Source organism: Moorena sp. SIO3I8 (genome assembly GCF_010692325.1).
In the GTDB taxonomy this organism is placed as follows: domain Bacteria; phylum Cyanobacteriota; class Cyanobacteriia; order Cyanobacteriales; family Coleofasciculaceae; genus Moorena.
The window spans coordinates 1-23303 of the sequence record NZ_JAAHHW010000084.1 but is presented as its reverse complement, the minus strand read 5'-3'; the positions used below and the strand labels follow the sequence as shown (position 1 = coordinate 23303).

Annotated in this window: 20 protein-coding genes and 2 pseudogenes; 7 read left to right on the top strand and 15 right to left on the bottom strand. The window is 44.3% G+C overall.

Going from position 1 to position 23303, the window contains the following annotated elements:
• Window positions 1–376: 376 nt before the first annotated feature.
• Window positions 377–589, bottom strand: a complete 213-nt coding sequence (locus F6K51_RS25260) for a hypothetical protein (protein ID WP_293025358.1) — start codon at window positions 587–589, stop codon at window positions 377–379.
• A gap of 552 nt (window positions 590–1141) precedes the next feature.
• On the opposite strand from F6K51_RS25260, the gene F6K51_RS25255 reads away from it, so the two are divergent.
• Window positions 1142–2254, top strand: coding sequence for an FHA domain-containing protein (locus F6K51_RS25255; protein WP_293025357.1), 1113 nt, complete (start codon window positions 1142–1144; stop codon window positions 2252–2254).
• Here the strand turns inward: F6K51_RS25255 and F6K51_RS25250 are convergent.
• From F6K51_RS25250 to F6K51_RS25240, 3 genes and pseudogenes are all read right to left on the bottom strand, one after another.
• A pseudogene (locus F6K51_RS25250) lies at window positions 2196–2417 on the bottom strand (ATP-binding protein); the annotation flags it as partial. The gene F6K51_RS25255 and the pseudogene F6K51_RS25250 sit on opposite strands and share 59 nt — an antisense overlap.
• Window positions 2418–3014: 597 nt before the next feature.
• Window positions 3015–4760, bottom strand: a complete 1746-nt coding sequence (locus tag F6K51_RS25245) for an ABC transporter ATP-binding protein (protein WP_293025356.1) — start codon at window positions 4758–4760, stop codon at window positions 3015–3017.
• Window positions 4761–5330: 570 nt separating this feature from the next.
• Window positions 5331–6011: a hypothetical protein gene (locus F6K51_RS25240; RefSeq protein ID WP_293025355.1), complete on the bottom strand. Its 681-nt coding sequence runs from the start codon at window positions 6009–6011 to the stop codon at window positions 5331–5333.
• A 504-nt stretch (window positions 6012–6515) separates the two neighbouring features.
• On the opposite strand from F6K51_RS25240, the gene F6K51_RS25235 reads away from it, so the two are divergent.
• The 5 genes from F6K51_RS25235 (at window position 6516) to F6K51_RS25215 (ending at window position 10685) form a co-directional block, all read left to right on the top strand.
• Complete coding sequence (locus F6K51_RS25235; RefSeq protein WP_293025354.1) at window positions 6516–6851, top strand: hypothetical protein; 336 nt, start codon at window positions 6516–6518, stop codon at window positions 6849–6851.
• A gap of 329 nt (window positions 6852–7180) precedes the next feature.
• Window positions 7181–7618, top strand: coding sequence for a hypothetical protein (locus F6K51_RS25230; protein WP_293025353.1), 438 nt, complete (start codon window positions 7181–7183; stop codon window positions 7616–7618).
• Window positions 7619–7888: 270 nt separating this feature from the next.
• Complete coding sequence (locus F6K51_RS25225) at window positions 7889–9019, top strand: glycosyltransferase (protein ID WP_293025352.1); 1131 nt, start codon at window positions 7889–7891, stop codon at window positions 9017–9019.
• 100 nt (window positions 9020–9119) lie between these two features.
• The gene (locus F6K51_RS25220; protein WP_293025351.1) at window positions 9120–9851 is read left to right on the top strand and encodes a sugar transferase; all 732 of its coding nucleotides are present in this window, start codon (window positions 9120–9122) and stop codon (window positions 9849–9851) included.
• Window positions 9852–10124: 273 nt separating this feature from the next.
• Entirely contained in the window at window positions 10125–10685 is a 561-nt protein-coding gene (locus tag F6K51_RS25215) for a 5-formyltetrahydrofolate cyclo-ligase (RefSeq protein WP_293025350.1), read from the top strand.
• A 59-nt stretch (window positions 10686–10744) separates the two neighbouring features.
• Here the strand turns inward: F6K51_RS25215 and F6K51_RS25210 are convergent, their stop codons facing one another.
• From F6K51_RS25210 to F6K51_RS25170, 9 genes and pseudogenes are all read right to left on the bottom strand, one after another.
• Entirely contained in the window at window positions 10745–13231 is a 2487-nt protein-coding gene (locus F6K51_RS25210; protein ID WP_364303714.1) for an HDIG domain-containing metalloprotein, read from the bottom strand.
• 167 nt (window positions 13232–13398) lie between these two features.
• A pseudogene (locus F6K51_RS25205) lies at window positions 13399–13749 on the bottom strand (RRXRR domain-containing protein); the annotation flags it as partial.
• 540 nt (window positions 13750–14289) lie between these two features.
• Window positions 14290–15249 (bottom strand): ADP-ribosylglycohydrolase family protein, encoded by a 960-nt coding sequence (locus tag F6K51_RS25200; RefSeq protein ID WP_293025348.1) that lies wholly within the window; start codon window positions 15247–15249, stop codon window positions 14290–14292.
• 80 nt (window positions 15250–15329) lie between these two features.
• Window positions 15330–15800: a type II 3-dehydroquinate dehydratase gene (aroQ, locus tag F6K51_RS25195; RefSeq protein ID WP_293025347.1), complete on the bottom strand. Its 471-nt coding sequence runs from the start codon at window positions 15798–15800 to the stop codon at window positions 15330–15332.
• A 9-nt stretch (window positions 15801–15809) separates the two neighbouring features.
• A complete protein-coding gene (locus F6K51_RS25190; RefSeq protein WP_008177935.1) occupies window positions 15810–15950 on the bottom strand; it encodes a hypothetical protein in 141 nt (46 codons plus the stop codon).
• Window positions 15951–16498: 548 nt separating this feature from the next.
• On the bottom strand, window positions 16499–17473 hold the full coding sequence (locus tag F6K51_RS25185; protein ID WP_293025346.1) for a CHAD domain-containing protein: 975 nt from the start codon (window positions 17471–17473) through the stop codon (window positions 16499–16501).
• A gap of 358 nt (window positions 17474–17831) precedes the next feature.
• Window positions 17832–18668 (bottom strand): pentapeptide repeat-containing protein, encoded by an 837-nt coding sequence (locus F6K51_RS25180; RefSeq protein ID WP_293025345.1) that lies wholly within the window; start codon window positions 18666–18668, stop codon window positions 17832–17834.
• A 91-nt stretch (window positions 18669–18759) separates the two neighbouring features.
• On the bottom strand, window positions 18760–19401 hold the full coding sequence (locus F6K51_RS25175) for a hypothetical protein (RefSeq protein ID WP_044491860.1): 642 nt from the start codon (window positions 19399–19401) through the stop codon (window positions 18760–18762).
• A 66-nt stretch (window positions 19402–19467) separates the two neighbouring features.
• Window positions 19468–19623 carry a hypothetical protein gene (locus F6K51_RS25170; protein WP_293025344.1) on the bottom strand — a complete coding sequence of 52 codons (156 nt, stop codon included), beginning with the start codon at window positions 19621–19623 and terminating at the stop codon, window positions 19468–19470.
• A 414-nt stretch (window positions 19624–20037) separates the two neighbouring features.
• Here F6K51_RS25170 and proS point away from each other — a divergent pair, with 414 nt between their 5' ends.
• Window positions 20038–21849 (top strand): proline--tRNA ligase, encoded by a 1812-nt coding sequence (gene proS / locus F6K51_RS25165; RefSeq protein ID WP_293025343.1) that lies wholly within the window; start codon window positions 20038–20040, stop codon window positions 21847–21849.
• A gap of 251 nt (window positions 21850–22100) precedes the next feature.
• On the opposite strand, the gene F6K51_RS25160 is transcribed toward proS, so the two are convergent.
• Complete coding sequence (locus tag F6K51_RS25160; RefSeq protein WP_293025342.1) at window positions 22101–22244, bottom strand: hypothetical protein; 144 nt, start codon at window positions 22242–22244, stop codon at window positions 22101–22103.
• A gap of 16 nt (window positions 22245–22260) precedes the next feature.
• The gene (locus F6K51_RS25155) at window positions 22261–22776 is read right to left on the bottom strand and encodes an ATP-binding protein (RefSeq protein ID WP_293025341.1); all 516 of its coding nucleotides are present in this window, start codon (window positions 22774–22776) and stop codon (window positions 22261–22263) included.
• Window positions 22777–23303: the final 527 nt, after the last annotated feature.

Here is a 23303-nt window from a genome sequence, read left to right as displayed (position 1 = left end):
GGTGCGCTACACTTTTTAACGCACCATACAAGATAGGCGATTAGCCCAAAAAGCTAGCGCTTCGCCATTGACCATAGGTCACGCTACGCGAACACACTGCACTATCTCCCTATCTCCCTAAAAAAAAATCGGTCAAGTTTGGGTTAACCCCAATCCTTGACCGAATTCTGTACTTTAACGTTCCACAAATACAGCTGAGCTGCACTCAACTATCGATAATTTCAGATCAACTATGACATGATTCCCGAGTTAGTCAGCAACTACTGGAAAGCAATAACATTCCAACTCATTTTGCTTGATGCTGCTTCATATTCCTCCACAAAACATCCTTCGCCAGTCCTGATTTGCCAGGGGGCAACCCTGGCAAAATCCTATCTTAATCTACGTAAAAATATCGAATCAAAAAGGTCATAACCTCACCAGGTTTTCCCGTCGGCTCCGGAGTGCTCCACTCGTCTGGTTCCGCATACTTAAGGGAATAAATGGCATTAATTGTTTTGCGAACCTTTTCAGGAGAACCGATCAAAAAGAGCTTGGCTTTCTTGGGTTTAGGACTTTGGTTGTCGGAAGGAGGAAAATTGTTACTCATCTGAAATTATGGATTGATTTTGTGGACACTATTAATTTATCAATAAGTTAATCTTTTGTCAAGGGGTTTAGAAATTTTTTTTATTAAGAAATCGGGAATCGGCAAAATGAAGAATGAAGAATGAAGAATGAAGAATGGAGAATGAAGAATGAAGAATGGAGACTGAAGAATGAAGAATGGAGACTGAAGAATGGAGACTGAAGAATGGAGACTGAAGACTGAACTAATTCTAAATTAGAATTTATAAATTATAAAAGTGCGATTGACCTACGGTCACGCTACGCGATCGCAAAAATGATTTGTGGTGGGAACCCCTGTGAGATCTCCCCATCTCCCCCTCTCCCCACACTTCCCACCCTCCCCACTTTTGCCTTTTGACTTCTGACTTCTAACTTCTGACTTGCGCGTAGCGCTATAATTGATTCAGTCAGTTTCAGTAAATCCCTGTCCCACATTCATCTACCTATTGATCAGGCAGCATTCCATCGGACCATCCTGTCGGCGGAATGCTAAAAAAAGCACTACCCCCATCACTCCTCTAAACAAAATCTAATGTCTGGTAACTCACCCCCACTGATTCAAACCCTGACCCCAGACCGTTGGGCAGGGTGGAGCATGGACTTTATCGGGGCAGGCTATATCGCTTTATTTGTCAAAAATGGTCGGTGTGTGCGGGTATGGAAACCAGGGCGTCATGTCAGCTTTGCCCTACCCTGGCTAGAAAAATGTGAACTGCTCCTAGTAGACAGCAAACTCCGGCACTTGCCCATTACCTCTCAGGGAGACTTTCTATCCCGGGATCAGTATCTTGTCAATGTCTCTTTGAATGTAATGTATCAAGTCGTAGATGCCAAACGAGTTGCCCTAGAAATATCTGACCCCATTGCTGCCCTAACTAGTGCCGTTAAAGATAGTTTAGGAGTAGCAATTAGTCACCTGAGGATGGAACAGTTAACCAATCAGGGACGAGTAGAAGTCCGACAATACGTTCTCGACCATGTTGACGTTTACTATACCGTAGGCTTTTCCATCGAAGATGTGCGAGTCAGTGACATCAGCTTTCCTAACACACGGGGGATAATTCGTCAAGTCGAAGGGATGAGTGCTCGACAGGAAGCAGAACATGAAGCCGTCCTAAAAATGCAGATTGCCAATGCTGGTCGCCCAGAACTCTCCCCACCACCAATCCAGCAAGTCAATATCCTGCCTGGTGGAGAAGCTAACTCTAAACACTCCATTGTCAATCAGGAAGTACCTAGGGCTACAATTCCAGACGAATCAGCCGCCACACCCAGTCTGCCGATTCGCGATCAACCAGTACTTGCCCCAACCGTACTTTTTTCCAATCCTACCCCACCAAGCAAGGGGCGTTTAGTAAACCGTTCATCCGGTGCCATCATTGTTTTGTCTGCTAATCCTTTCACCATTGGCAGAGAACCCACGAACACCCTAGTGTTAGAAGATGCGATGTGTTCTCGCAACCATGCCCAAATTCTCCAAATTCCAGAGCCTCAGGATAAAGTGCGCTATCAAATCATTGATGTTGGTAGTTCCAATGGTACTTTTGTGGACCAACAGCGGCTTACCTCCCATCAACCCTTTTGGCTCAGTGCAGGAAATGTGATCCAGATTGGTAATCAGGAATGGACTTTCCAGTTACCTTGAGCAGTTGATCCGCATCTAATACTCTACGAGGCAGCATGACCGTAAACGTAGTGCCAACACTGACATCACTGTTTAGACTAATTGTCCCGCCATGGATATCGACACATTTTTTGACAATAGCTAACCCCAGTCCAGTACCAGAAATATTTTCTACATTCGAGCCATGACCGGAACATATTCTTCCCCAATATGGGAGCTAATCGGGATTAGTTCTATAGTTCCCACTTTTCTAGGCAAGAGCGTCAACCAACAAACTGCGTAAAAATTGGGTTCGATTACCCATTACCTATTACCAGTTGGGTTAACGGGGGTATTCAACCCTGATTAGGTATGGCTATCGATGCTTGATTAACAGCTTTTGTGATAATATACGGGTATATTGCGATTGGGGCTGTGGCTCAGCTGGATAGAGCAAGCGCCTCCTGAAAAATCGGGCACCATGGAAGAAATTCCGTGAGTGAATGTGGTCAAATTCGGTGAAACCTAAGGGGTATTTAGCTTACTCAGTACTCTAAGGCAATACCGAGCCAAGCCTGAATCTGTGTGCGAGTCATCGCCCTTGGTTAAATGCAGGAAGGTGGAGAGACTAGACGGCCACCACCTAAGGGGTATTAACCTTAAGGGGTATTAACCTAGGGTGAAGGTATAGTCCAGAGAGTGGGGAAACTCACACCAATCTGAAGCGCTAGGTCGCCGGTTCGAATCCGGCCAGTCCCGTTGATAAGCTATTAGCTATTAGGTAGGTTAACTAGTGCAATAACTACTGCAATACTTCTTCTAATTGGTGCTGCTCCCAAAGAAAGCGATAAATACCGGGTTGTTGTAGAAGTTCACCATGAGAACCAGTTTGGACAATTTCCCCTGCGTCCATGACCAAAATCCGGTCAGCCTTGGCAGCAGCTGAAAGTTGATGGGAGATAAAAATTACAGTTTTGCGCTGGACTCCTTCCGAGAGATTGTCCAGAATTTGGGTTGCTGTCTGATTATCCAAACTGGAAAGGGCATCATCAAGAATCAGCACTGGTGCATCCATCAGCAGAGCTCTAGCTAAAGCAGTACGTTGTCGCTGCCCCCCAGAGAGGGTTATTCCCCTTTCCCCAACAATTGTTTCGTACTGCTGGGGGAAATTCATAATTTCCGGGTGAATTTGGGATTGCGAAGCTGCGTATTCTACCTCTGAGTGTTCGCTGATTGGTATACCGTAGCAGATATTGTTTTTAATGCTAGTGCTGAACAAGAAGCTGTCTTGAGGAACATATGCGATCGCATTCCGCAAGTCCTGCAAGGGCAGCTTAGTAGTATCATATCCATCCAAAAACAGTTGACTAGCTTGAATATCCAGCAAACGAGGCAAGGCATTAGCCAGGGTAGATTTTCCACAACCAATGGCTCCCACAATCGCTACTGTCTCACCTGCATTAATCGTGAAGCTAACATTTTTCAGGGCAGGAGTTTTGCTGCCGGGGTAAGTGTAACTCAAGTTGACAGCCTTGAGCTTACCCCTTACTGGCGTTGGCAGGCTAACCGAATCTGGGGCATTTGTAATCCGAGGCTGAGCCAAGAGAATCGACTCAATACGATCAATACTCACTTCACCACGTTGATAAGCAGTGATGGTAAACCCTAGCAGTGCTGTGGGGAAGACTAAACGTTCAGTGTAAATAATCAGCGCCACAAAGTCACCAATACTAATAGCACCGGACTCAATGGAACCAGGACCAATGCTTAAAAGCACCAGTAAGCTGAGGTAGGTAAGAGCCTCAACTATCGGAAACAGAAAGTTTCGTGTTCTTGCCAAATTGAGATTTGCTCCCAAAAGCTGCTGATTGAGCTGATGGAACGCACGACGCTCGTTTTCTTCCTGAGCGTAGATTTTAATCATGGCGATACCACTCATATCTTCCTGAATCAGCTCACTGAGGTTAGAAAGTTTCTCCTGGACTTCTTGTTGTTGGCTGCGCAGTTTCTCACTAAATAGCTTGACAATAATCAACATCAACGGATAAACCGCCAATGCTAAGAACGTCAACCACGGATCAATGGCAATCATAACCGGCAGGGTCAAACAGTAGGCAAACACCGTATTCGCCAGACTCAAAACTGCAAACCCCAATAGACGCCGAATATTATCCACATCACTGGTGGCTCGGTTAATCAAATCACCTATCGTGTTCTGAGAAAAATAGGCTGGTTCCAATGTCAGCAAATGCTTAAAAATCCGCTGCTTCAGGTCAAATTCAACTTTGCGCCCCACTCCAAACAATAGGATGCGCGAAACCATCCGAATCCCCCACATCAATGAGGTGAGTATCAAAATAAGCAGCACAAAGCTCCCGACTTGGTCGAAGCTCAGGGTTTGACTCAACTCGTCAATAGTATCCCTGATCAGTAAGGGGATATAAACACCAAGTCCATTGACAATAAGGAGGGCAAAAATACCTAGGGCTGACTGTCGCCAGTATGGGCGCAGGTAAAGCAGCAGTTTTTTTAGACGGGAATTCAGCATGTTACAATACTATACAATTCCAGTCCTGGTTACAATATTCAACCATACCCCTCCTTTAGGCTTAACCTTTCACCAAAAATTCGGGGAGTAATTACCCTCAATGGAACCGCAGATCAGGATAAATCATCGACCCTTACTGAAGGTGAGAGCTGAGGGTGGTATCGGTTTACTTCCAATTAAACCAGAAACCCACACTATACCCGATCGGGTTAATGTGGGTAGTTAACATCAGGTGCAACATTTAACCTGTACAAACCTACTTACAAGCAGATAGGACGATGGTATAGCAAAGCGTGAAAACTAATGGTTGTTGCCGACAAAGCAATGCCAAAAGCATTGCGCTAATTTTATTGATGGAGGCTCTCGGCCTACTCTCAAACCGCACTGTAACTTCACTCAGTCCATTATTTTACGTCGCTTAACTTACGACCAGCTTATCAGCTTTTAGTTCTTCGTTGGGCGGTAGTGTTCCCTTGTTAAACAAGTTACTAACTTATTTCAGTGTAAAACAATGAATAGTGTTTGACAAGGTTTAGATAGCTATAAGGCTAATAGTTGCACCTCTATATGTCAAGAAACATCTCTTGCGGTCGGCGATTCAACTTCTGTGCCGGTAACTCGTCCTCCTCGTAGTTGGAACAAAATATTGCTAAAGAAGGTGTTAATTACCCCGGTAGTCTGCTCAAGGGCTCCGATAGAAGGAATAAAAGCTCGGATGCCAATGGCTTGATTGGGTGGAACAAGTTGAGCCAACACAGCGTCCCTAGGGAAAGGACTAGCATTAGTAGTAAGCTGAATTGATTCCCCATTGGGGACAAATGCAGTGAGGGTTTCCTCCTGCCACCCAATTGTTTTCGCCATTTGAACCGCAGGTTGGTTTTGAACGACTCCAGGCCCGAGAAGTTGAGCCAGCCGATTAGATAGAAAAGGGGTGCTGGCCACAAGCAAGACAAAAAATCCTGTCCAAATCAAGGTAGGTCCTGGGTTAGAGATATTGTCACCTTTAATTCGCATTGCTCCTAGGAACCACAGCACAAGTGCTAAGCCCAATGGTTGAAAGGGAAGTGAGAGAATTGTCCATATCGGTGAAACCAGGGCATTGTTTGGGCGGAAAAACAGCAGGACAATGATGGCAAAAACCAAAAAACCCCCAAGCCAGGTGAAATACTGTTTAGGGATAATTTCGAGCAGCAGCTTGGCGAGCAAAAATCCAAGCACTACCCATAGCAGGACTAGAAATAGTAGTTGCATAAGTGAATACCATTGTAAGTTTTTGACCGTTAGCTGTTTGTTGTGGAAGTTTGATCCGACAACTCAACGTCCTATCCGGCTAGTCGTATTCGGCTAATTGATAAACTGTGGTAATTTGATAGGCATACATCCCTCAAATTGGGGGGACATGCTCAGTTTGAGGAATCTCTCAACAGGTAAATCACCCCAGTCTGAATTGCCTTAACACCGGCATTATACTTGCCATTGGCTGAAAAGCGTCACTTTGAAATTGGTGTGAGTGCGATCAAACTAGGAAACGTTTTCTGTCAAAGGGGTTGAAATTTGGCTAGTTCAACCAATAATCATAGAATACTCTTGGCGAATTAAGAGGGGATATTCGGATCTGACCCCATTTAATAGCAGACTAGGCAAGACTTCATACTCCATGTCTATCTGTCTCGCGCCGATATTGATGGCCGATATTGATGGCCGATATTGATGTTTGTTTGATTGAAAACGTTGCCGGTGGATAAACCAGCTCAAATGGGAAACACTACATACAACACGACTCCTACCATACAAGAGTCTCTGACGGTGGAAAACCGCATCAGTCGTTTGGAATTAATTGTTGGACAAATCGGAGAGGCAGTACTTGCCACTACCGAAACCATAGACCGTCTAGCTGACCGGGTCGATAACTTTGTCATTCAAGTACAAAACCAAGGGCAGCAAGTTCAACAACAAGGCTACCAGCTTTTTGCTCTCAGTGATGCGGTGCAAACCTTGGCAGAAACTCAAAATGAGTCTCTAAAACAGCTTGAGCAAGTCACACAAACCTTGCAAAAGCTTGCTGCAGCTATTGAAACAGGGGAACACTGACCTTCCTTGCCCTTGATTTAAGCACCAAGCTTGTCTATTGAGACTGGGTATGGGGTGTCAGCGAACGGCTGTGCGGTTACAAGAAGGCTAAAGCCCTTTTTTACCATACTTTCGCCTGTCAAAACCGCTCAAAACTTTTGGGGATTATTTACAGGTTTATTGACAATAAATTGCTCAATGTCAGCCTAGACCCACCCGCTCACCCTATCCTGACTCTGAGCGCCGTGCATTGAAGAGTGGAGTGTTGTGGAATTCAAGCTAAAGCTTTTCAGCATGGTAAAAATATGCTACCACAACGAGAGTACCCAAAACTGATTAGGAGAGCATTAATGCATTTTCCAACGCGGTACTTCCTCCTTGTTACGGTGAGTGTACTCATGAGCTTATTGACCGTTAGCTGTAGTGGCCAAAAAGTTGAATGTCAGAAGATTATTGAAGTGGCGAACCAGGCAGTTGAAGAAGCTAAAACCCTGACTAATGGTGGAGAATCAAGCGATCCCGAGGCAATGCTCCAGGCAGCTGATGCTATGGAGGGGGCATCTCAAGACATGGAATCGATAATAGTTAAGGACGAACAGCTCCAAGACTATCAAGCTGGTTTTATTAAGATGTATCGCAATACCAGCAAGGCGACTCGCGACTTTGTAGAGGCTTTTAAGAAGCAAGACCGCTCAGCTGCTGAGGAAGCCTTGAGCAATTTGCAGAAAGCCACCACCCCAGAACCAAAATTAGTGGCGGATATTAATACCTATTGCTCAGCTAACTAGGGGGTTGAAACAATTAATAAAACCCTATTATTACCTCGACGTCTGTATTGCCAGACAGGTTGTTTAGATTTCTTGTGGCGGGCTGACTGCGCTATAGAATCGCCGTCTAGAGCGCAGCTGAAAAACCCTATATTTTTATATCCTGCTTAGGCAATACCCAAAATACCGTATCTGCTAGGTCTATCGTAAATTTACCATTGAAGTCTATGGTATGTTTCGTTTGTCAAGTACTGCTATTAGTATATTTAAACAATCTGCCGTTGATATCTCATGAAATATGCCTTGGTTCATGAGTGGTTGACTCCCAAAGCAACTGGTGGCTCGGAACTGGTAGTTCAAGAAATACTCAAACACATTGATGCCGACCTGTACGCCCTGATTGATTTTGAATCAACCAATCCCCAGAGTTATCTATATCAGCGTTCTATTGGCACAACCTTCCTACAGAACTTACCCTTCGCTCGTAACGGGGTTCAGAAATATCTGCCGCTGCTACCCTTAGCGATTGAACAGCTGGAACTAGGGGAGTATGATGTTATTCTCTCCTCTTCCCATGCTGTTGCCAAGGGTGTCCTTACTAGTCCCCAACAACTGCATATCTGCTACTGCCATACGCCCATGCGTTATGCCTGGGACTTGACGTTTGATTATTTGCGCAGTAGTGCTATGGGACAGGGTTTTCCAGGGTTGATCACTCGCTATCTGCTTCATCGGTTACGTCAGTGGGACGTGATTACAGCAAATCGGGTGGATTACTTTATTGCCAACTCTCATCACACAGCACGGCGGATCTGGCGCTGCTATCGGCGTAGGGCTGAAGTGATTTACCCACCGGTTAATATTGAACGTTTTCCTTTCCAGGAAGAAAAAGAAGATTTTTATCTGACCGTTTCCCGGATAGTAAGTTACAAACAAGTATCTTTAATTGTTCAAGCTTTTAATCAACTGGGATACCCTCTAGTGGTGATTGGTGATGGCTCAGATTTAGCAGGGATTCGCAACTTGGCTCACAAGAATGTAAAATTTTTGGGATTTCAACCCAATCAGGTGGTTGAGCAGTATATGGCTAAAGCTAAAGGGTTTGTCTATGCTGCCTGTGAGGATTTCGGCATTGCCCTGGTGGAAGCCCAAGCTTGTGGTACGCCGGTGATTGCCTATGGTGCTGGTGGGGCACTAGAAACAGTTCTAGATATTCGGCAACATTTAGACAGTGGTACAGGTCTATTGTTTCCAGACCAAAGCTCAGAGGCTTTGATTGAAGCCATGGAAACCTTTGAGACCTTGGCAGGAAAGTTTAATCGGGAAGCGAGCCGGTTAAACGCTGCCAAATTTGCCCCCAACATTTTTGCTGATCGCTACCTGACATTTCTGGAAAAGTGTTATCAAGACTACCAGTTTTAATTTCTCTGGTAAAAAATTAAATATCCGAGCTGGCTATGGGCTATAGCGAGTGTCTCGTAGCTTTATGATTATGACGTGTGGTGTGAATTGAAGGAGTGAGATGACTGCCGAAAGCCAACTTAACTCCGTCAAGATATTGCGAGCATTCGTGAAGCGAGGTTTTCAGCCCCTCGCTTCACGTCGTATACACAAGAATCTGACTCGCTATCGCTTAGACGGAAATTTTGCCAAGCGACTGTTTGATGTTACCTTTTCCCTATCAGTTCTGATTTCGTTTTTTCCCGTTTACCTGCTACTGGCATTGCTAATTATGATCAGCTCACCTGGACCAATTTTTTATGTTCAGGAGCGGGTGGGTAAAGACTACAAACCTTTTGCTTGCCTGAAATTCAGAACTATGGTGGAAAATGCAGACGAAATGTTGCTAGAGATGATCGAAAAATCCCCTCAGATACGAGAGGAATTTCAGGATAATTACAAGCTCAAGGATGATCCTCGAATTACTGGAATTGGAAAATTTCTACGGCTGACTAGCTTAGATGAGTTTCCTCAGTTCTGGAATGTACTCAACGGACAGATGAGTGTGGTTGGTCCAAGACCGTTAGTGCCAGAGGAATTGCCCAAATACGGGCGTCACATGGATAAAGTCTTGAGAATTCGACCCGGAATTACTGGCTTATGGCAGGTTTCTGGACGCAATGACATACCTTACCACCGCCGTGTGCAAATTGATGTTTACTATGTCAGTTTCCGGAATTTTTGGCTGGATTTATGGATCATATTGAAAACCATTGGTGTTATTATTTTTCCCAAAAATAACGGTGCTTACTAGAGGTAACTGGTACCTGCTAGAGGAGAGATTAGGTAATGGGTAATGGGTAATGGGTAATAAGCCCAGTTGCCAATTACCCATTACTGATACCAAGTTGCTCTCAAACCTATTATTTAACCTATTATTTATTGCTTAAGGGCTCAATTGAACGGAATGGGGAGATGGGAGTAAACAAGCTCCTATCTACTACCTATAAATGCAACTCGGTATGATTACCCACTATCAGCATAGTTTGTTGATATGATCGCCCTATCAAAGCGGAGGGAAGATCAGATGAACAAAGCAGAACTACGCCGATCCCTGCTTCAAAAGCGCCAGTCTATGTCTGTAGAAGAATGGCGGCAAAAAAGCGATCGCATTTGTACCCATCTGCAATCTGGCGTCCTAGTGACCCAGCCACAAACAGTCTTAGCCTATTTCAGTTTTCGAAAAGAACCAGATCTAAGTCCCCTATTTACAGACACTAAGCACTGTTGGGGACTACCGAGATGTGTGGGAAAATCTCTCTTATGGCATACCTGGAAGGCGGGCGAACCCTTGCAAAAAGGAAATTACGGTATTTTAGAACCATTACCTAATTCTACCAGCCTAGAGCCAAAGGATGTGAATTTAATCCTTGTCCCCGCTGTGGCTTGTGACCAGCGGGGGTATCGTTTGGGCTACGGTGGTGGTTTCTATGACCGATTGCTTAATTCACCAGAGTGGGATTCTATTCCTAGGATCGGCATTGTATTTGAATTTGCCTATATACCTCAACTACCCATTGATCAGTGGGATAAAGACTTGCACAGTGTTTGTACAGAAACAGGATTCAAGAAGGTGGAACAGATCTGAAATTCTGTGTTTTATACTGTTTAATACTCTTTGTCTACAAAAACTGGAGACTTCGTACTTCATTTAGGAGACGACTGACAATTAAGTGCTCCCTTTGGATAAGCAATACGTTGGTGATTATATTGTTGCCAAACTCTGATGAAGACTTGGGCAATTTTTGATAAATCCTGTCGGGTTAGCCCAGAATCCACTAATTGGTTGTCCTGCCAGCGAGCTTTGAGAATTTTATTGACCACCGTAAGAGCCGTTTCCGGAGTAACCTCTTTGAGTGAGCGTAGAGCCGCTTCACAGGCGTCAGCTAACATAACTACACCAGTTTCCTGGGACTGGGGAATTGGACCGTCATAACGAAAATATGACTCGTCCACAGACCCAGTACCTTCGAGTTGGGCTTTTTGCTGAGCCTGGAAATAAAAATAGGAAATCAGCAATTTCCCTTGATGTTCTGGGATAAAGTCCCGCACTGCCTTGGGTAACTGGTGCTTACGAGCCATAACCAGTCCTTCGGTAACGTGCTTTTTGATAATTTCAGCACTCTTGAAAGGATCATTAATCTCATCATGCTTGTTCGGACCACCCATTTGATTTTCTATAAACCCTAACGGATCGTGCATTTTACCAATGTCATGGTAGAGCGTACCTGCCCGAACCAGTTCCACATTACAATGGAGTTCTTGAGCCGCTGCTTCTGCCAAAGAAGCAACAAACAGAGTATGTTGAAACGTTCCAGGTGCCTCAGTAGCTAGACGCTTGAGCAGAGGACGGTTGGGATTAGACAATTCTGCCAGACGAATTGGTGTTACCAGGTCAAACAAACGTTCCAGGTAAGGTGATAGCCCCAGGGCGACAATACTCCAAGCTAACCCAGATAAACCTAATAACAAAGCTCCTGGCAGAACTGCAGACCAAATTGTACTAGCCGTGGCACTAATAATCAGATTGATAATCAGGGAAACCACACCTTGAGTTAAGCCCACCCCAACTCCGAGCAGAGCCAATTCCTCTCGCGATCGCATTCGTCCTGCCATCAAGGCACCCAGTAAACCACCAGCAACATTTGCCAGTACTTGTTCTCCAGTGACTTCCATACTAAAGGTCACTAAGCCTGTCAGTAAAACCACCACTGTCACGCCCATGGTAGACCCATAAAAGTTCCCTACTAACAAACCAATAGCAGGCATAGTGTAGGGAATCTCGAAGAAGGGACTCTTGAAAAGTATTGATATTGGCATACTCAGGGTCAGTAGCAATACCAAAATGTAGTCCCGCCGCCTCCATTTAGGGTGAACTCGCCGTTGCACTAAGGCAAAAATGCCCACCGTAGTAGTAACCAAACCACCAAATCCCATCAAACCCAGCCAGTTAATTCCTCGACGGCTTAAGTCAAAATAATCCAGTAGTACAAATTCTGTTTGAGTGATGGTTTCGCCTGCGGTTACAATCACATCTCCTTTACGCACTGAAACCATCATTGGTTCCACTTTTTCTGCTGCCTGTTCTGCTATGAGCTTGGTTAATTCCTTATTTTCGATCAAGTTGGGTTCTAAAACTCTGACTAGTAAATACTTGGCTAGTGGTTGAGCTTCCTGGGGCATAAGGCTAGTCAAGTTTACCTTCACGGTCTCTTGGATCAGATTTGGTGGTAATCCTGGAACAATACCTTGGGTCAGGATGCGACTAGCAGCCTGCTTAATGACTATGCGGGTTTTTTGCCAATCTTGATCTGATAGATCCAGTACGGAAACATCATCTAGGCTACTGAATTCAGGGCTAAGGTATTGTGACAGCTGAGGCAACACCTGAGCGTACTGTTGCCGAGCAGCAGATATTGACTCAATCAGAGCTGAGAACTCTTGTTCAGAAGACTTTTGACGGTAGCTTTGCAGTTCACTTACTGCCTCAACAAAAGCTTTATTTAATGAATTTTCTGCCGGAGTAGGTGGTTTGGCTTCAGCATCAAACCCGTTGCCATGGTTATCGATATCTGAAAATGCCAAGATAGCCCGCCATTCCCATTCCTTACTTTGCCGCAGATACCGCTGGGTGGCGATGGATAGTACATCAGTCTTTACAAAAGGAAAAACACCGCTGTTAGTGCGCAGTTCTTCCACAGCGTCCAGAGACTGCTCAAGATTTTGATAAATTCTTTCTGTAACAGATTGGTCAATCATCAAAACTGGTTGAGCACCTCTTTGAGCTTCTTTGCGTCTCTCAGCCGTCGTCTTAGAGTCCTCAACCAGAGCATCGAATGGTGCCCGGATTGTCTGTGGTGCTACTGTGTCTTCACCTAGCTGTGGCTGATTGTAAAAGCGCCCTCCCATAACACTGGTCAGGGAAACCACTGCTAAAGTCCACATTACAGGTAGAGTAATTTTCTGTTGAAGTTGATGCTGGCTTTTGCCCCAATTTTTTCCTGAAGTTAGGCTAGTGGAACTGCCTTCACCATGCCTTGGAGACTCTGTGAGCTGTAGAGATTGTCCTTTTAAATTCTCCTGCTGTGATTGGCTAACTGAGGATTTGGCAGCACTAGAGGAGTTAAATCCCAAAAAACTGCGAAGGTGCTGAGATGTTCGCCGTAATTGCGTGATCGGCTGCGTCAGCGAATTTAACGTTTTCATAGCACAAGAATGGCAATGTCTGGTAACAGTAGCGGTCTGCTCACAATTTGCTGTGTGGTGGTGGCATTTTGCTTAAAGACATCTACATTTATTGATTATTCATAAAAAACACTGGAAAGTTTTCCTCCACTCATTTTAAATCCACTCATTTGACATGGGTAGAGCGCAGGTTGCGTGGGAAACTTCCAGTTACAATCACGCCTTGTATACTGTAACAGTAACTGGAGTTTACGAACAGAAAACTTTATTAAAGTGGTATAGACTGACTTTACGCCGATTATGGTTTCGTGGTTACCTTGGTCAATTCCCATGGCTATTGCTTGGGTTTGACTTCCAGATGATTCACAGACCAACTTCACCGTAAATACGCCTACGTCATTATTTACAACTTTAGCTTTTCTTTCTTTAATCGATTCCCTAGGGGAACTTGGGGTAATTGGCATTAGTTGCTGTCGAGTTGGTGATCAAATAGCTACTCGCATTGAGATAATCCTCAATCATGGAGTTGTAAGTCCCCTTGACCACCTAATCCAAGCGGTGCCACCCTAGGCCGCGAGGGATTGCTCGCGGCCTAGGAGGCGCGCACCTTGATGATTCCGATCCTTAACCGCGACTGAAGTAAGCAGTCTTGCAGATACTCCAGCTTAGGGGTTGTGGCTGGAAGTTCTTACCAGGATTAGGCTCAATCGTCTAGTCACACTTAGGCTTAAGTCTTACCCCATAAGCACCCTTTATTGCGGGGTCAGTAACAGAATATAATTCCAGACTTGACTGATTTTTAGTTTACAAAACTCAGAAGCCAGTGTTTTTTTTAGATCATCTTAGTTTAACTGGTTTATATTAGTTTTACCTATAGCTGTGGTAGCAAATTCAACACCACGGGTGCAACACAGGCCATGAAAATTTTATCTACCATCACGTTTCAGGCTACAGCCCCTTGTAGGTAAAACTTCATTTTTGGTTTGAAAGTCCTTTGATTGAACAGCTTATCGAGATCCGATCACCCTTGGTGCTACCACAGCTAGCTTCTGAAACTGAGCTATCGCTGAAACGTCATATACACCTGACCACACTGCCAACAACTGGTCTGCTAATTGCCATGGGTCAACCCCAGTAATGTTGAGGTTAAGAGCCACCAGCCAGGGCACTGGAATACTGATGATACCGTTATAGGCACCAGCTAAAGCACCTGTTAAGGCAGCAGTAGTTTGTGATTGATAGCCTGTAAGAGCTGCACGAGTTACACAGAGGCGAAAATCTTCTGGGGTGTTTAGGAAACAGTACAATGCTAAGGCAATCGATAAAGAGCAGTCATCCTCAGACTCATTTCTACGCCTTTGCTCTCGACGCAGCTGGATAACAGTTTGTTCTAAACTTGCCCCAAGCTCCAGTAGACTTTGTAATTGTTCCAATTGTTCCACCCAGGTATTTTGATTTTCATAGTTCCCTAGGTAGGCAATGATTCGGGAAATCAGGTTAGGGCAGTCAAGTTTTTCGGTAAGAGCGATCGCTATTGCCCAAGCTATTGTCAAGACACTCTCAAACCTTTGAGAATCATTTTGCCAAATTGCTGCCGCCTGTAGCAGCTTTTGGCGCAACTTGACTTCATCTTCATGAAAAAATAATGCTATTGGTAAGGTTGCTACTGCTGCTTCGCTACTGTTGGCAGTCCCTTTTAATGAAAGGATAGAGGGTTGAGCCTTTTCACAGTGAACTAACCAATCTCCTAAATCGAGGTTGCCACAGCGAATCAAACTTTCAATACCACAAGTAGCAATCTTGCTCCAATCGGAAATCGCCTTACTCAGACCAGCATCCCCAAGGGAAAGCGGTCGAAATCTTACTTGAGCTGGTGGTAACTTTTGGCAGCCACTCCCAGCCAGGATTTCTCCCACAAGGCTACCTAACAAGGCACCTCTAAATCGGTTCAAAAGTGAGTACCGCATCCATATTTTGTCAAGAAATCTACTGTGCTTTTAAATTGCCTTTTTCAACCCGCAAGGCAGCACCCATCACCTTTTCGATTTTAATTACCAATCGATTTTCTCAATGTAAGAACTAGAGCCTGTAACCCCAGTCTATAGCTGTTAGCTCCAAAACCACTAATCTGACCGACTACCACTGGTGCCATTAACGAATGATGTCTAAAGGCTTCTCGTTTATAGATGTTGCTCAGATGAACTTCTACAGTTGGCAAGGCTACCGCAGCTATTGCATCTCGAATAGCCACACTGGTATGGGTATAAGCACCAGCATTAATTAAAATCCCCTCGTGGTTTCCTAAAGCTCCATGTATCCTATCGACTAAGATACCTTCATGATTAGACTGCAAGGCTGTCACGCTTGCCTCAAGCCTTTGCCCTTCTTGCTCTAGGAGATAGTTAATCTCATCCAAGGTTACAGATCCATAAATACGTGGTTCTCGCTGTCCCAGTAAATTAAGATTGGGACCATGGAGAACCAGGATACTTAGACGTTTTCGAGGATCACCGGACACAATAACTATCTAATTCCGACGACACCTTGGGTCATTAACAGGAATGGGTATTGGTTCTGGTTCAGGCTGAGCCTCAGGACCTAATAGCGCTTCAATAAGTTTGCGCGCCCATTCTTGAATTTTTTCCAAAACCTTTTCTATATAGTCCATCAAGCAAAAAGCTCCTATAAGACCACTTGTATCTTTTCTTTTACACTTTCAGTTCCGATACTTTTTAGCTACCAAAATCTACTTTGCAGATTTTAGCCCACTAATGCAAGCTGCTCTCGCAGCCAGGGGGTATCTCCCAAGGCCAAGATAGGTTTTGTTCCGCTCTTGGCGCATAAATCTGTGTTTAATAGAAAACGCAACCACTATCATTAAAGCTTTGGTTTTCGGCTTCAATTCAAGTTACAGAATGTTTTCAATGACACTAGATTCCTAATCAAAGTCTAACCTATTTTTGTAGATACTGCAAGATATTTGTAGAAAATCGTCAACAGTGGCTAGCCCTAACAGGTTAAAAACCATCACTGCTTTTTGAGCAGCTCAGCAAGGGAATCAGTCTTGCCTAAAGGTTTTTGCCTTGACCATGACTCTGAGAAAGCAAAAAGAACAAAGTGTTGTATCTATTATGTTACTAAGGCTAGCACATTTTATACAATTCATTCAACCAAGATACATTAACCGTGTTTATACCCTCACCAGCATCAGACCTATCAGTTGCCTGACTCAGTCAGTAATATTTGGCGAAAGGCTTGCCTGGTTTCGGGCTTCAAATAATTCTGTTGTAAGGTTTGCCACTGCTGCCATGATTTGTAGCGGTTGGCCTGTAGTAACTGAGCCAGCTGGGGAGCCTTATGTTTTAGGTCTGAGTCAAAGACAGAGTTTAAGAATTCGTCTAAAACCATACTGTCCTGAATATCACCTAAGATGCCTTGAATTTGCTTCATATCTTCCACATAGTCCTTATAGGTAGGACTATATAGTTCAGTAAATAGATTCATTTGGTAACGCACCCGCTTGGCTTGCTTACGTAGATCGTGAATCATTGCTCCACGAATGGCTAGCAATGACTCAACTGCTGCTGGTTTCAGCTGCTTGGGAGTTTGGCTACCAGTATCCTGAAGATCAACGCCCACTAGCCAAGCGGGGTGGAGTAACAGGCGGCTGACAATGGGTAAGAGTAAATCAGGTAATACCGCAGCCGCTGGCATCTGAGCCATTTCTTTATAGGTGGGTTTTTTGAGCCACCGTTTTAAGGTTTGCTTAAGCTTTTGGTGTGGCTTACCTTGCAGAGCTTCCCGAACTTGTGTTAAAGCTTTGCACCGCTTTTTTTCCAAGTAAACGTAAGCTTGCTTCAATGCTTTCCGTTCTTTGGTGGGTAACTTGGGTTGGTAACCTTTGTGGAGGGTTTCTTGGAGGACATCTAGATCTCGAAGACTGCCTAAAATACGGGCAATCTTACCAATCTGTTTTTCAGAGGCTGCTTTGGGCAAGTCTAAGGCAGGGGTAAAACTAGTGACGGCGGTACGCAAGCGCCGCATTCCGATACGCATTTGGTGCAGCTGTTCTGGATCTCGATCTTGGAGAACGGCGGCTTCGTGACTAAGCATTTTCTGGAAGTGTTTCTCAATTCCCAGATAACTCCATTCTCCAATGGTTTTGCTTTGGGGTAATACTAGTTTGTTCATCGTCCCAGTCTGACGTCTAGCAAGCCAGACTCTTGAGATTGAGGTTGAGTGGACTCAGGATAGTCACAGTCCAAACCTTTACCTAAAGTTAACCAAAAGCCCACTTTGATTAACTTTACGTTAAGGATAAAAATAATGTTTTGTATTATTACTTATTCAGAGAATATTGTCAAGTTATGATCAGACTTTGCATAGAGGTTTGCAGCTCATGAGTCAGGTCAACTATAGCTTGTCGGATAAATTCTAGGGGCGGTTGGGCATGACTCATCGGTGTCTGGTCGATTTTGTCTGTTGGATGATATTGGCAGCACTAACTGATTAATCGAAGGTTTGATTGAGTGTGATCAGATGTGGTGATCTAAGGATGGATGGTTCCATCAGGCATAATTGTTTCCCTTAGATTAACTTGGCTTAGTTCAGCTTCAATGATAGTAGCCCCAGTTAAGTTAGCTTTACTGAGGTTAGCGCCCCTGAGCTTAGCTGTAGTCAGGTTAGACCCGCTTAAATTTGCTTTAGTAAGGTTCGCCCATCTAATGTCAACCCTGTAAAGGTCTGCCTCTGCTAGGTTAGCTCCAAACAGATAGCTTCCACTAAGGTGAGCTTCTGCTAGGTTAGCCCCTCGACACTCAGCTTTGTATAGGTAAGCCCCAAGCAGTTCAGCTTGATGAAGATTAGCATTGCTCAGATTAGCATGGCAGAGATTAGCAGCCATAAGGTTAGCCTCAACCAGGTTAGTCCGTCTTAGCTTTGCCCCACTTAAATCTGCTTCTGAGAGATTAGCTTTGAGCAAGCTAGTGCCAATTAGGTTAGCATTACTCAAATCAGCTTCCATGAGGTTAGCTAGGGTCAAGTCAGCCCCAATTAAATTGGCACCATTTAGGTCAGCCCTGATCAGGTTAGCTGCTATAAGTTTAGTCCCAATTAGCTCTGCCGAGATCAGTTTAGCTTTGATCAGTTCAGCATCTTGGAGGTTGGCATTACTGAGGTTAGCTTGGCTGAGGTTAGCGCTAATCAGTTTAATATTGCCTAGATTTGCCTTTTTTAGGTTAGCTTTTGCTAAGTTTACCCTTTCAAAGTTAGCCCCATTGAGGTTAACTTCGCTAAGGTCTGGTTCTAGATCTAGATTTGTCTTTCTCCATTCTGTCCATCTCAATGGATCTTGTTTGAGTAGAGCAAGATGTTCTATATTGGCCATTGAGGTTCTCCTTCACATTATGTAGCGGTGCCAACAAAGACTTTAACCCAATGGCACTACATTAAGGGATCAGCTCAGGAAGAATTCCTTTCTATTCCTTGCGCTTGGCAGCAGGATGTTCACGACCACTCACGCTTTCAATAGCTGTCAGCGCTGCCTGAGACGCTGCTAATATATCCCGTTCTTCTCCACCTAGGTAGAGGCGTCCAAAGCTGCCCACTGCACTAATTTGTAAGATGTTAATTAAGGCAGATTTCTCTGCTTCATTGGCAGCTAGGGCAGCATAGGCAGCTGGCTCAACTTCTAATACATATAGGGTTTGCCCTGCTAGCAACATTTGACCCCGCCGTGTGCGATTAATTAACTGGGTCTGGTGGGCATCAATGTTACGGATAATTTGGCTAGAAATGACCCGAGGTTTGAGCCGATCCTGTTCCCGGACGCCCAGTGCGTCTAAAATTGCTTTGCCAGCTGTACGGGTTTCCCCTTGTTTATTAGCATGCACCTCTAGAAGTCCGTAAAGCCGTTCGACCACCAGCACTCCTGGACGCACGGCAGTGGATTTGAGGGCAATATCGGTAATCCGGTTAATTTCAATACCTGGTGAGATTTCAATCCAAAGGGAGGTATCTCCTGGTAAGGGCAAAAATCCTAACGCTACTGTTCCCATGTAAGCGGCGTGCTGAGGCTGCAAGCTGTCTATGTATACGTAACTGCGTAGTTCAATACCCAAAGTTTATATCTGTTCCTTTTTTGCTGACTAGAAGTTGTCCAAAAGGTAATTCGCACTCAAAGAAGCCTACCACACCTCTCGACCTTCTGCTTTACCCCAGTGAACCTCTTCACTGATTTCGACTTCATTGGCTAGTAATTCATCTAGGGTATATTCTCTGGGGGGGCAGATGGGTTGCTCGAGCTTTTGTTCATAGACATCAACAGCAATTATGACAAGCAACGAAAGATTTTATTGTTGTGTTTATCTAAAAATTAATATCATTTTTACTTAAAAAGTATGACTGTTTATAAAATCTATAACTGGTATTTATACTGCTATAATTCAGAGTTATATCAAAGCTGGAAATATCAAAAAATTCTAGATTTTTTAAAAACCTTAACAATACCATCACCACGAGCCTTTTTTAAAGCTCAGATGGAAATATGTTAACTAATGAAACCAAGGAAATGTAAAACTTCGCCAGCTAAAACGTTTATAACCACGATTATGGTAATTTAAATTAAATTAGAAACTAGCATATAATCAAATACCTTCTCAGAGGGTGAATAGTTTGTCAATCCTGGCTGACATACTGTTGATGAAAGTTTTAAACTGATGAGATAATGGTAGTTTGGTCTAAAAAGGAAGTAAGTAATGCGACTGTCTCAGATGCTGTTGGTGACACTGCGGGAAGACCCAGTGGAAGCAGAAATCCCTAGCCATAAACTTTTGCTCCGTGCGGGTTATATTCGACGTATTGGCAGTGGCATCTACGCCTATTTACCAATGATGTGGCGTGTCCTAAAAAAAGTTTCTCAGATTGTGCGGGAGGAAATGGATGCCACAGGTGCTCAAGAGTGTCTACTGCCTCAGCTACAACCGTCTGAGCTGTGGAAAGAATCGGGTCGTTGGGACACCTATACGAAAGCTGAGGGCATTATGTTTGCTCTGATTGACCGACAAAAGCGAGAATTGGGACTTGGACCAACCCATGAAGAGGTAATCACTACTGTTGCTAAGGACATGATTCGCTCCTATCGGCAATTACCTCTAAACCTGTATCAAATTCAAACTAAGTTCCGAGATGAAATTCGCCCCCGATTTGGCCTGATGCGGGGACGGGAATTCATTATGAAGGATGCATACTCCTTCCATACCGATCACGAAAGCCTGAAAAAGACTTATCAGGCGATGGATCAAGCCTATCGAAATATGTTTAGCCGCAGTGGTTTGGAGTTTAGAGCGGTTGAGGCTGACTCTGGGGCGATTGGGGGTTCGGGTTCTCAAGAATTTATGGTTCTGGCTGATGCTGGGGAAGACGAGATTCTCTACACGGAGGATGGCAAGTATTCTGCCAATGTAGAAAAAGCGGTTTCCCTACCACCAGACCTAGAGCCCTCACCCTATAACACTTATGAAAAGCTAGAAACTCCAAACACCTCAACTATTAACACCCTCTGTCAATTCCTGAAGTGCTCTGCCACTAGTGTGGTTAAAAATGTTCTTTACCAAATTGTCTATGACAACGGGATGACGGTGTTGGTTTTGGTGAGCATTCGGGGGGATCAAGATGTAAATGAGGTGAAGTTACAGAATGAATTGGTGAAATTGGCAGACCAATACGATGCCACAACGGTTTTAGCTCTGACGGTACCAGAGGTGGCTACCCAGGAAAAATGGGCATCGAAACCTCTACCTTTGGGTTACATGGCACCTGATTTGGCAGATGATTACATCAAACCAACGAAAAATATTGCGCCTCAGTTTTTGCGGTTGGTAGATCAAACAGCAGTGGAACTGAAAAACTTTACTACTGGTTCTAATGAGTCAGGCTATCACGTAGTTGGTGCCAATTGGGGTGAGCAATTCCAGTTACCGAAGCTAGTGGTGGATGTCCGTAAGGCTAGTCCAGGCGATCGCGCCATCCATGACCCGAATCAAACCCTACGAAGCGCTCGCGGAATTGAAGTTGGCCATATTTTCCAGTTGGGGACGAAATACTCATCTGCGATGGGGGCTACCTACACCAGTGAGCAAGGGGAAGAAATTCCGTTATGTATGGGCTGTTATGGGGTGGGAGTGTCTCGGTTAGCTCAAGCAGCTGTAGAGCAATCCTATGACAAGGATGGGATTATCTGGCCAGTTGCGATCGCACCCTACCATGTGATTATCACGATACCCAATGTGGGAGATACCCAGCAGATGGCAGCAGCAGAAAAACTTTACACTCAACTCAATCAAGCAGGTATCGAAACCCTGCTTGATGACCGCAACGAACGAGCTGGGGTCAAGTTCAAAGATGCTGATTTAATTGGGATTCCCTACCGGATTGTCACTGGGCGATCGCTTAAAGATGGCAAAGTGGAAGTGGTGGAACGGGCTACCCACAAATCGACAGAACTCTCCCTTGAGGAAGTGCTACCCACCCTAAAGCAGTGGATTGATACAGCTCTAAGTACGGTTTAGCTGTCCGGCAAAAGAAGCCCCACACCTAATGCGCAGCATAGGTGTGGGATGAATTTTGCACAGGGTATGGATGGAATTGCTATAATATAAGTACTGGTAAACAAAGCCGTTCGCGTAGCGTGGCCTACGGCCTTAAATGCTGGTTTGTCAGCAAAACAGTCTTAAAAAAAAGACCAAGAAAACAGAGCGGCAGGGCAGTCCGTTCTTAAAGCCCAGCGCCTCCTAAGCGATAGCCGGATTGGCTGGGAAGCCTACACTGAACCCAACGGGTCAGTGTAGGAGCTGTCACGATTGAGGGTTGCAGGTTGTTCGCTTAGCGTGGCCTTTTGACCAAAGTTGTTTGCCCAAGGGGATTCGGTGTAGGGATAGAAGGATAACCATTGGGTAAAAATCATTAATGATTAATGATTGTTAAACTAATTCTATGGGTAGGGAAACGGTAAAGGTCGTTCCCTTACCCAATTCACTGTCCACAGTTATCTGACCCGCCATCAGATGACAGAGCTTTTTCGCGATCGCTAAACCCAAGCCAGCCCCACCATACTTGCGGGTGTCCGACTCATCTACCTGAGTGAAGGGTTCAAAAATCTTTGAATGTTGCTCTGGACTGATGCCAATACCGGTGTCACTGACTTGAAATGTGATTGATGGTTTAGTTCTTTGGTGTTGACCAAGATCAGGAATAATTGTAGATGGTGAATTAAATTTATCGTCAATCTCTGCTGTGCCATCACTCTTTTTGACTATCAATTTAACAGTTCCATGCTCTGTAAATTTACAAGCGTTGTTGAGCAAGTTAAGCAGGATTTGGCGCATTTTGGTGGGGTCAGTAAGGATTCTGCCAGGGTTGTTCAAATAGATTACTTCTAAGGTATTGTTGTTCTTTTCTGATAAAGGACGCACATTGGTTATCAGTTCTTCAATCAATCAGGGTAAACGCATCTAACTTAAGTAAGTTTTAAAAAATCTATATTTATCAATTTTAACTAGTAACAATCAAGCGATTGGAGCTGACTAAAAATTTTTGACCGCGTCCTCCCTTATTTCCCGAAATGTTAACTCATAAATTTGGGTGCATATTTGGCTTATTCTCTTGGAGAAAACTTGACTAACAAGTCCCTAGTTATTTACTGGCAGATGCTAAAATTTTGACTAAATAGTTATTGTCCATAGCAGCACGAAGCGCGTTTCATCTTTAAACTTCCTTTAAAGCTGGCTTCTTGTTTCATTATATTTAAAGCTAAACGACGTAGTAAAGCCAAGTTTTCAGGAGAATTATCCTTGCGAATACGACTACTATCTTCAGAGAAGGTGACATCTAATATCTAATGTAAGCTGTTTTCAATCCCCCAATGACTGCGGATAGCTTTAGCAATTTTATCAGCATTATTTTCCAAACTACTTATGTAAAAACGAACTTCAGTGGTTGTTTTATTCCACAAACGTCGCTCACT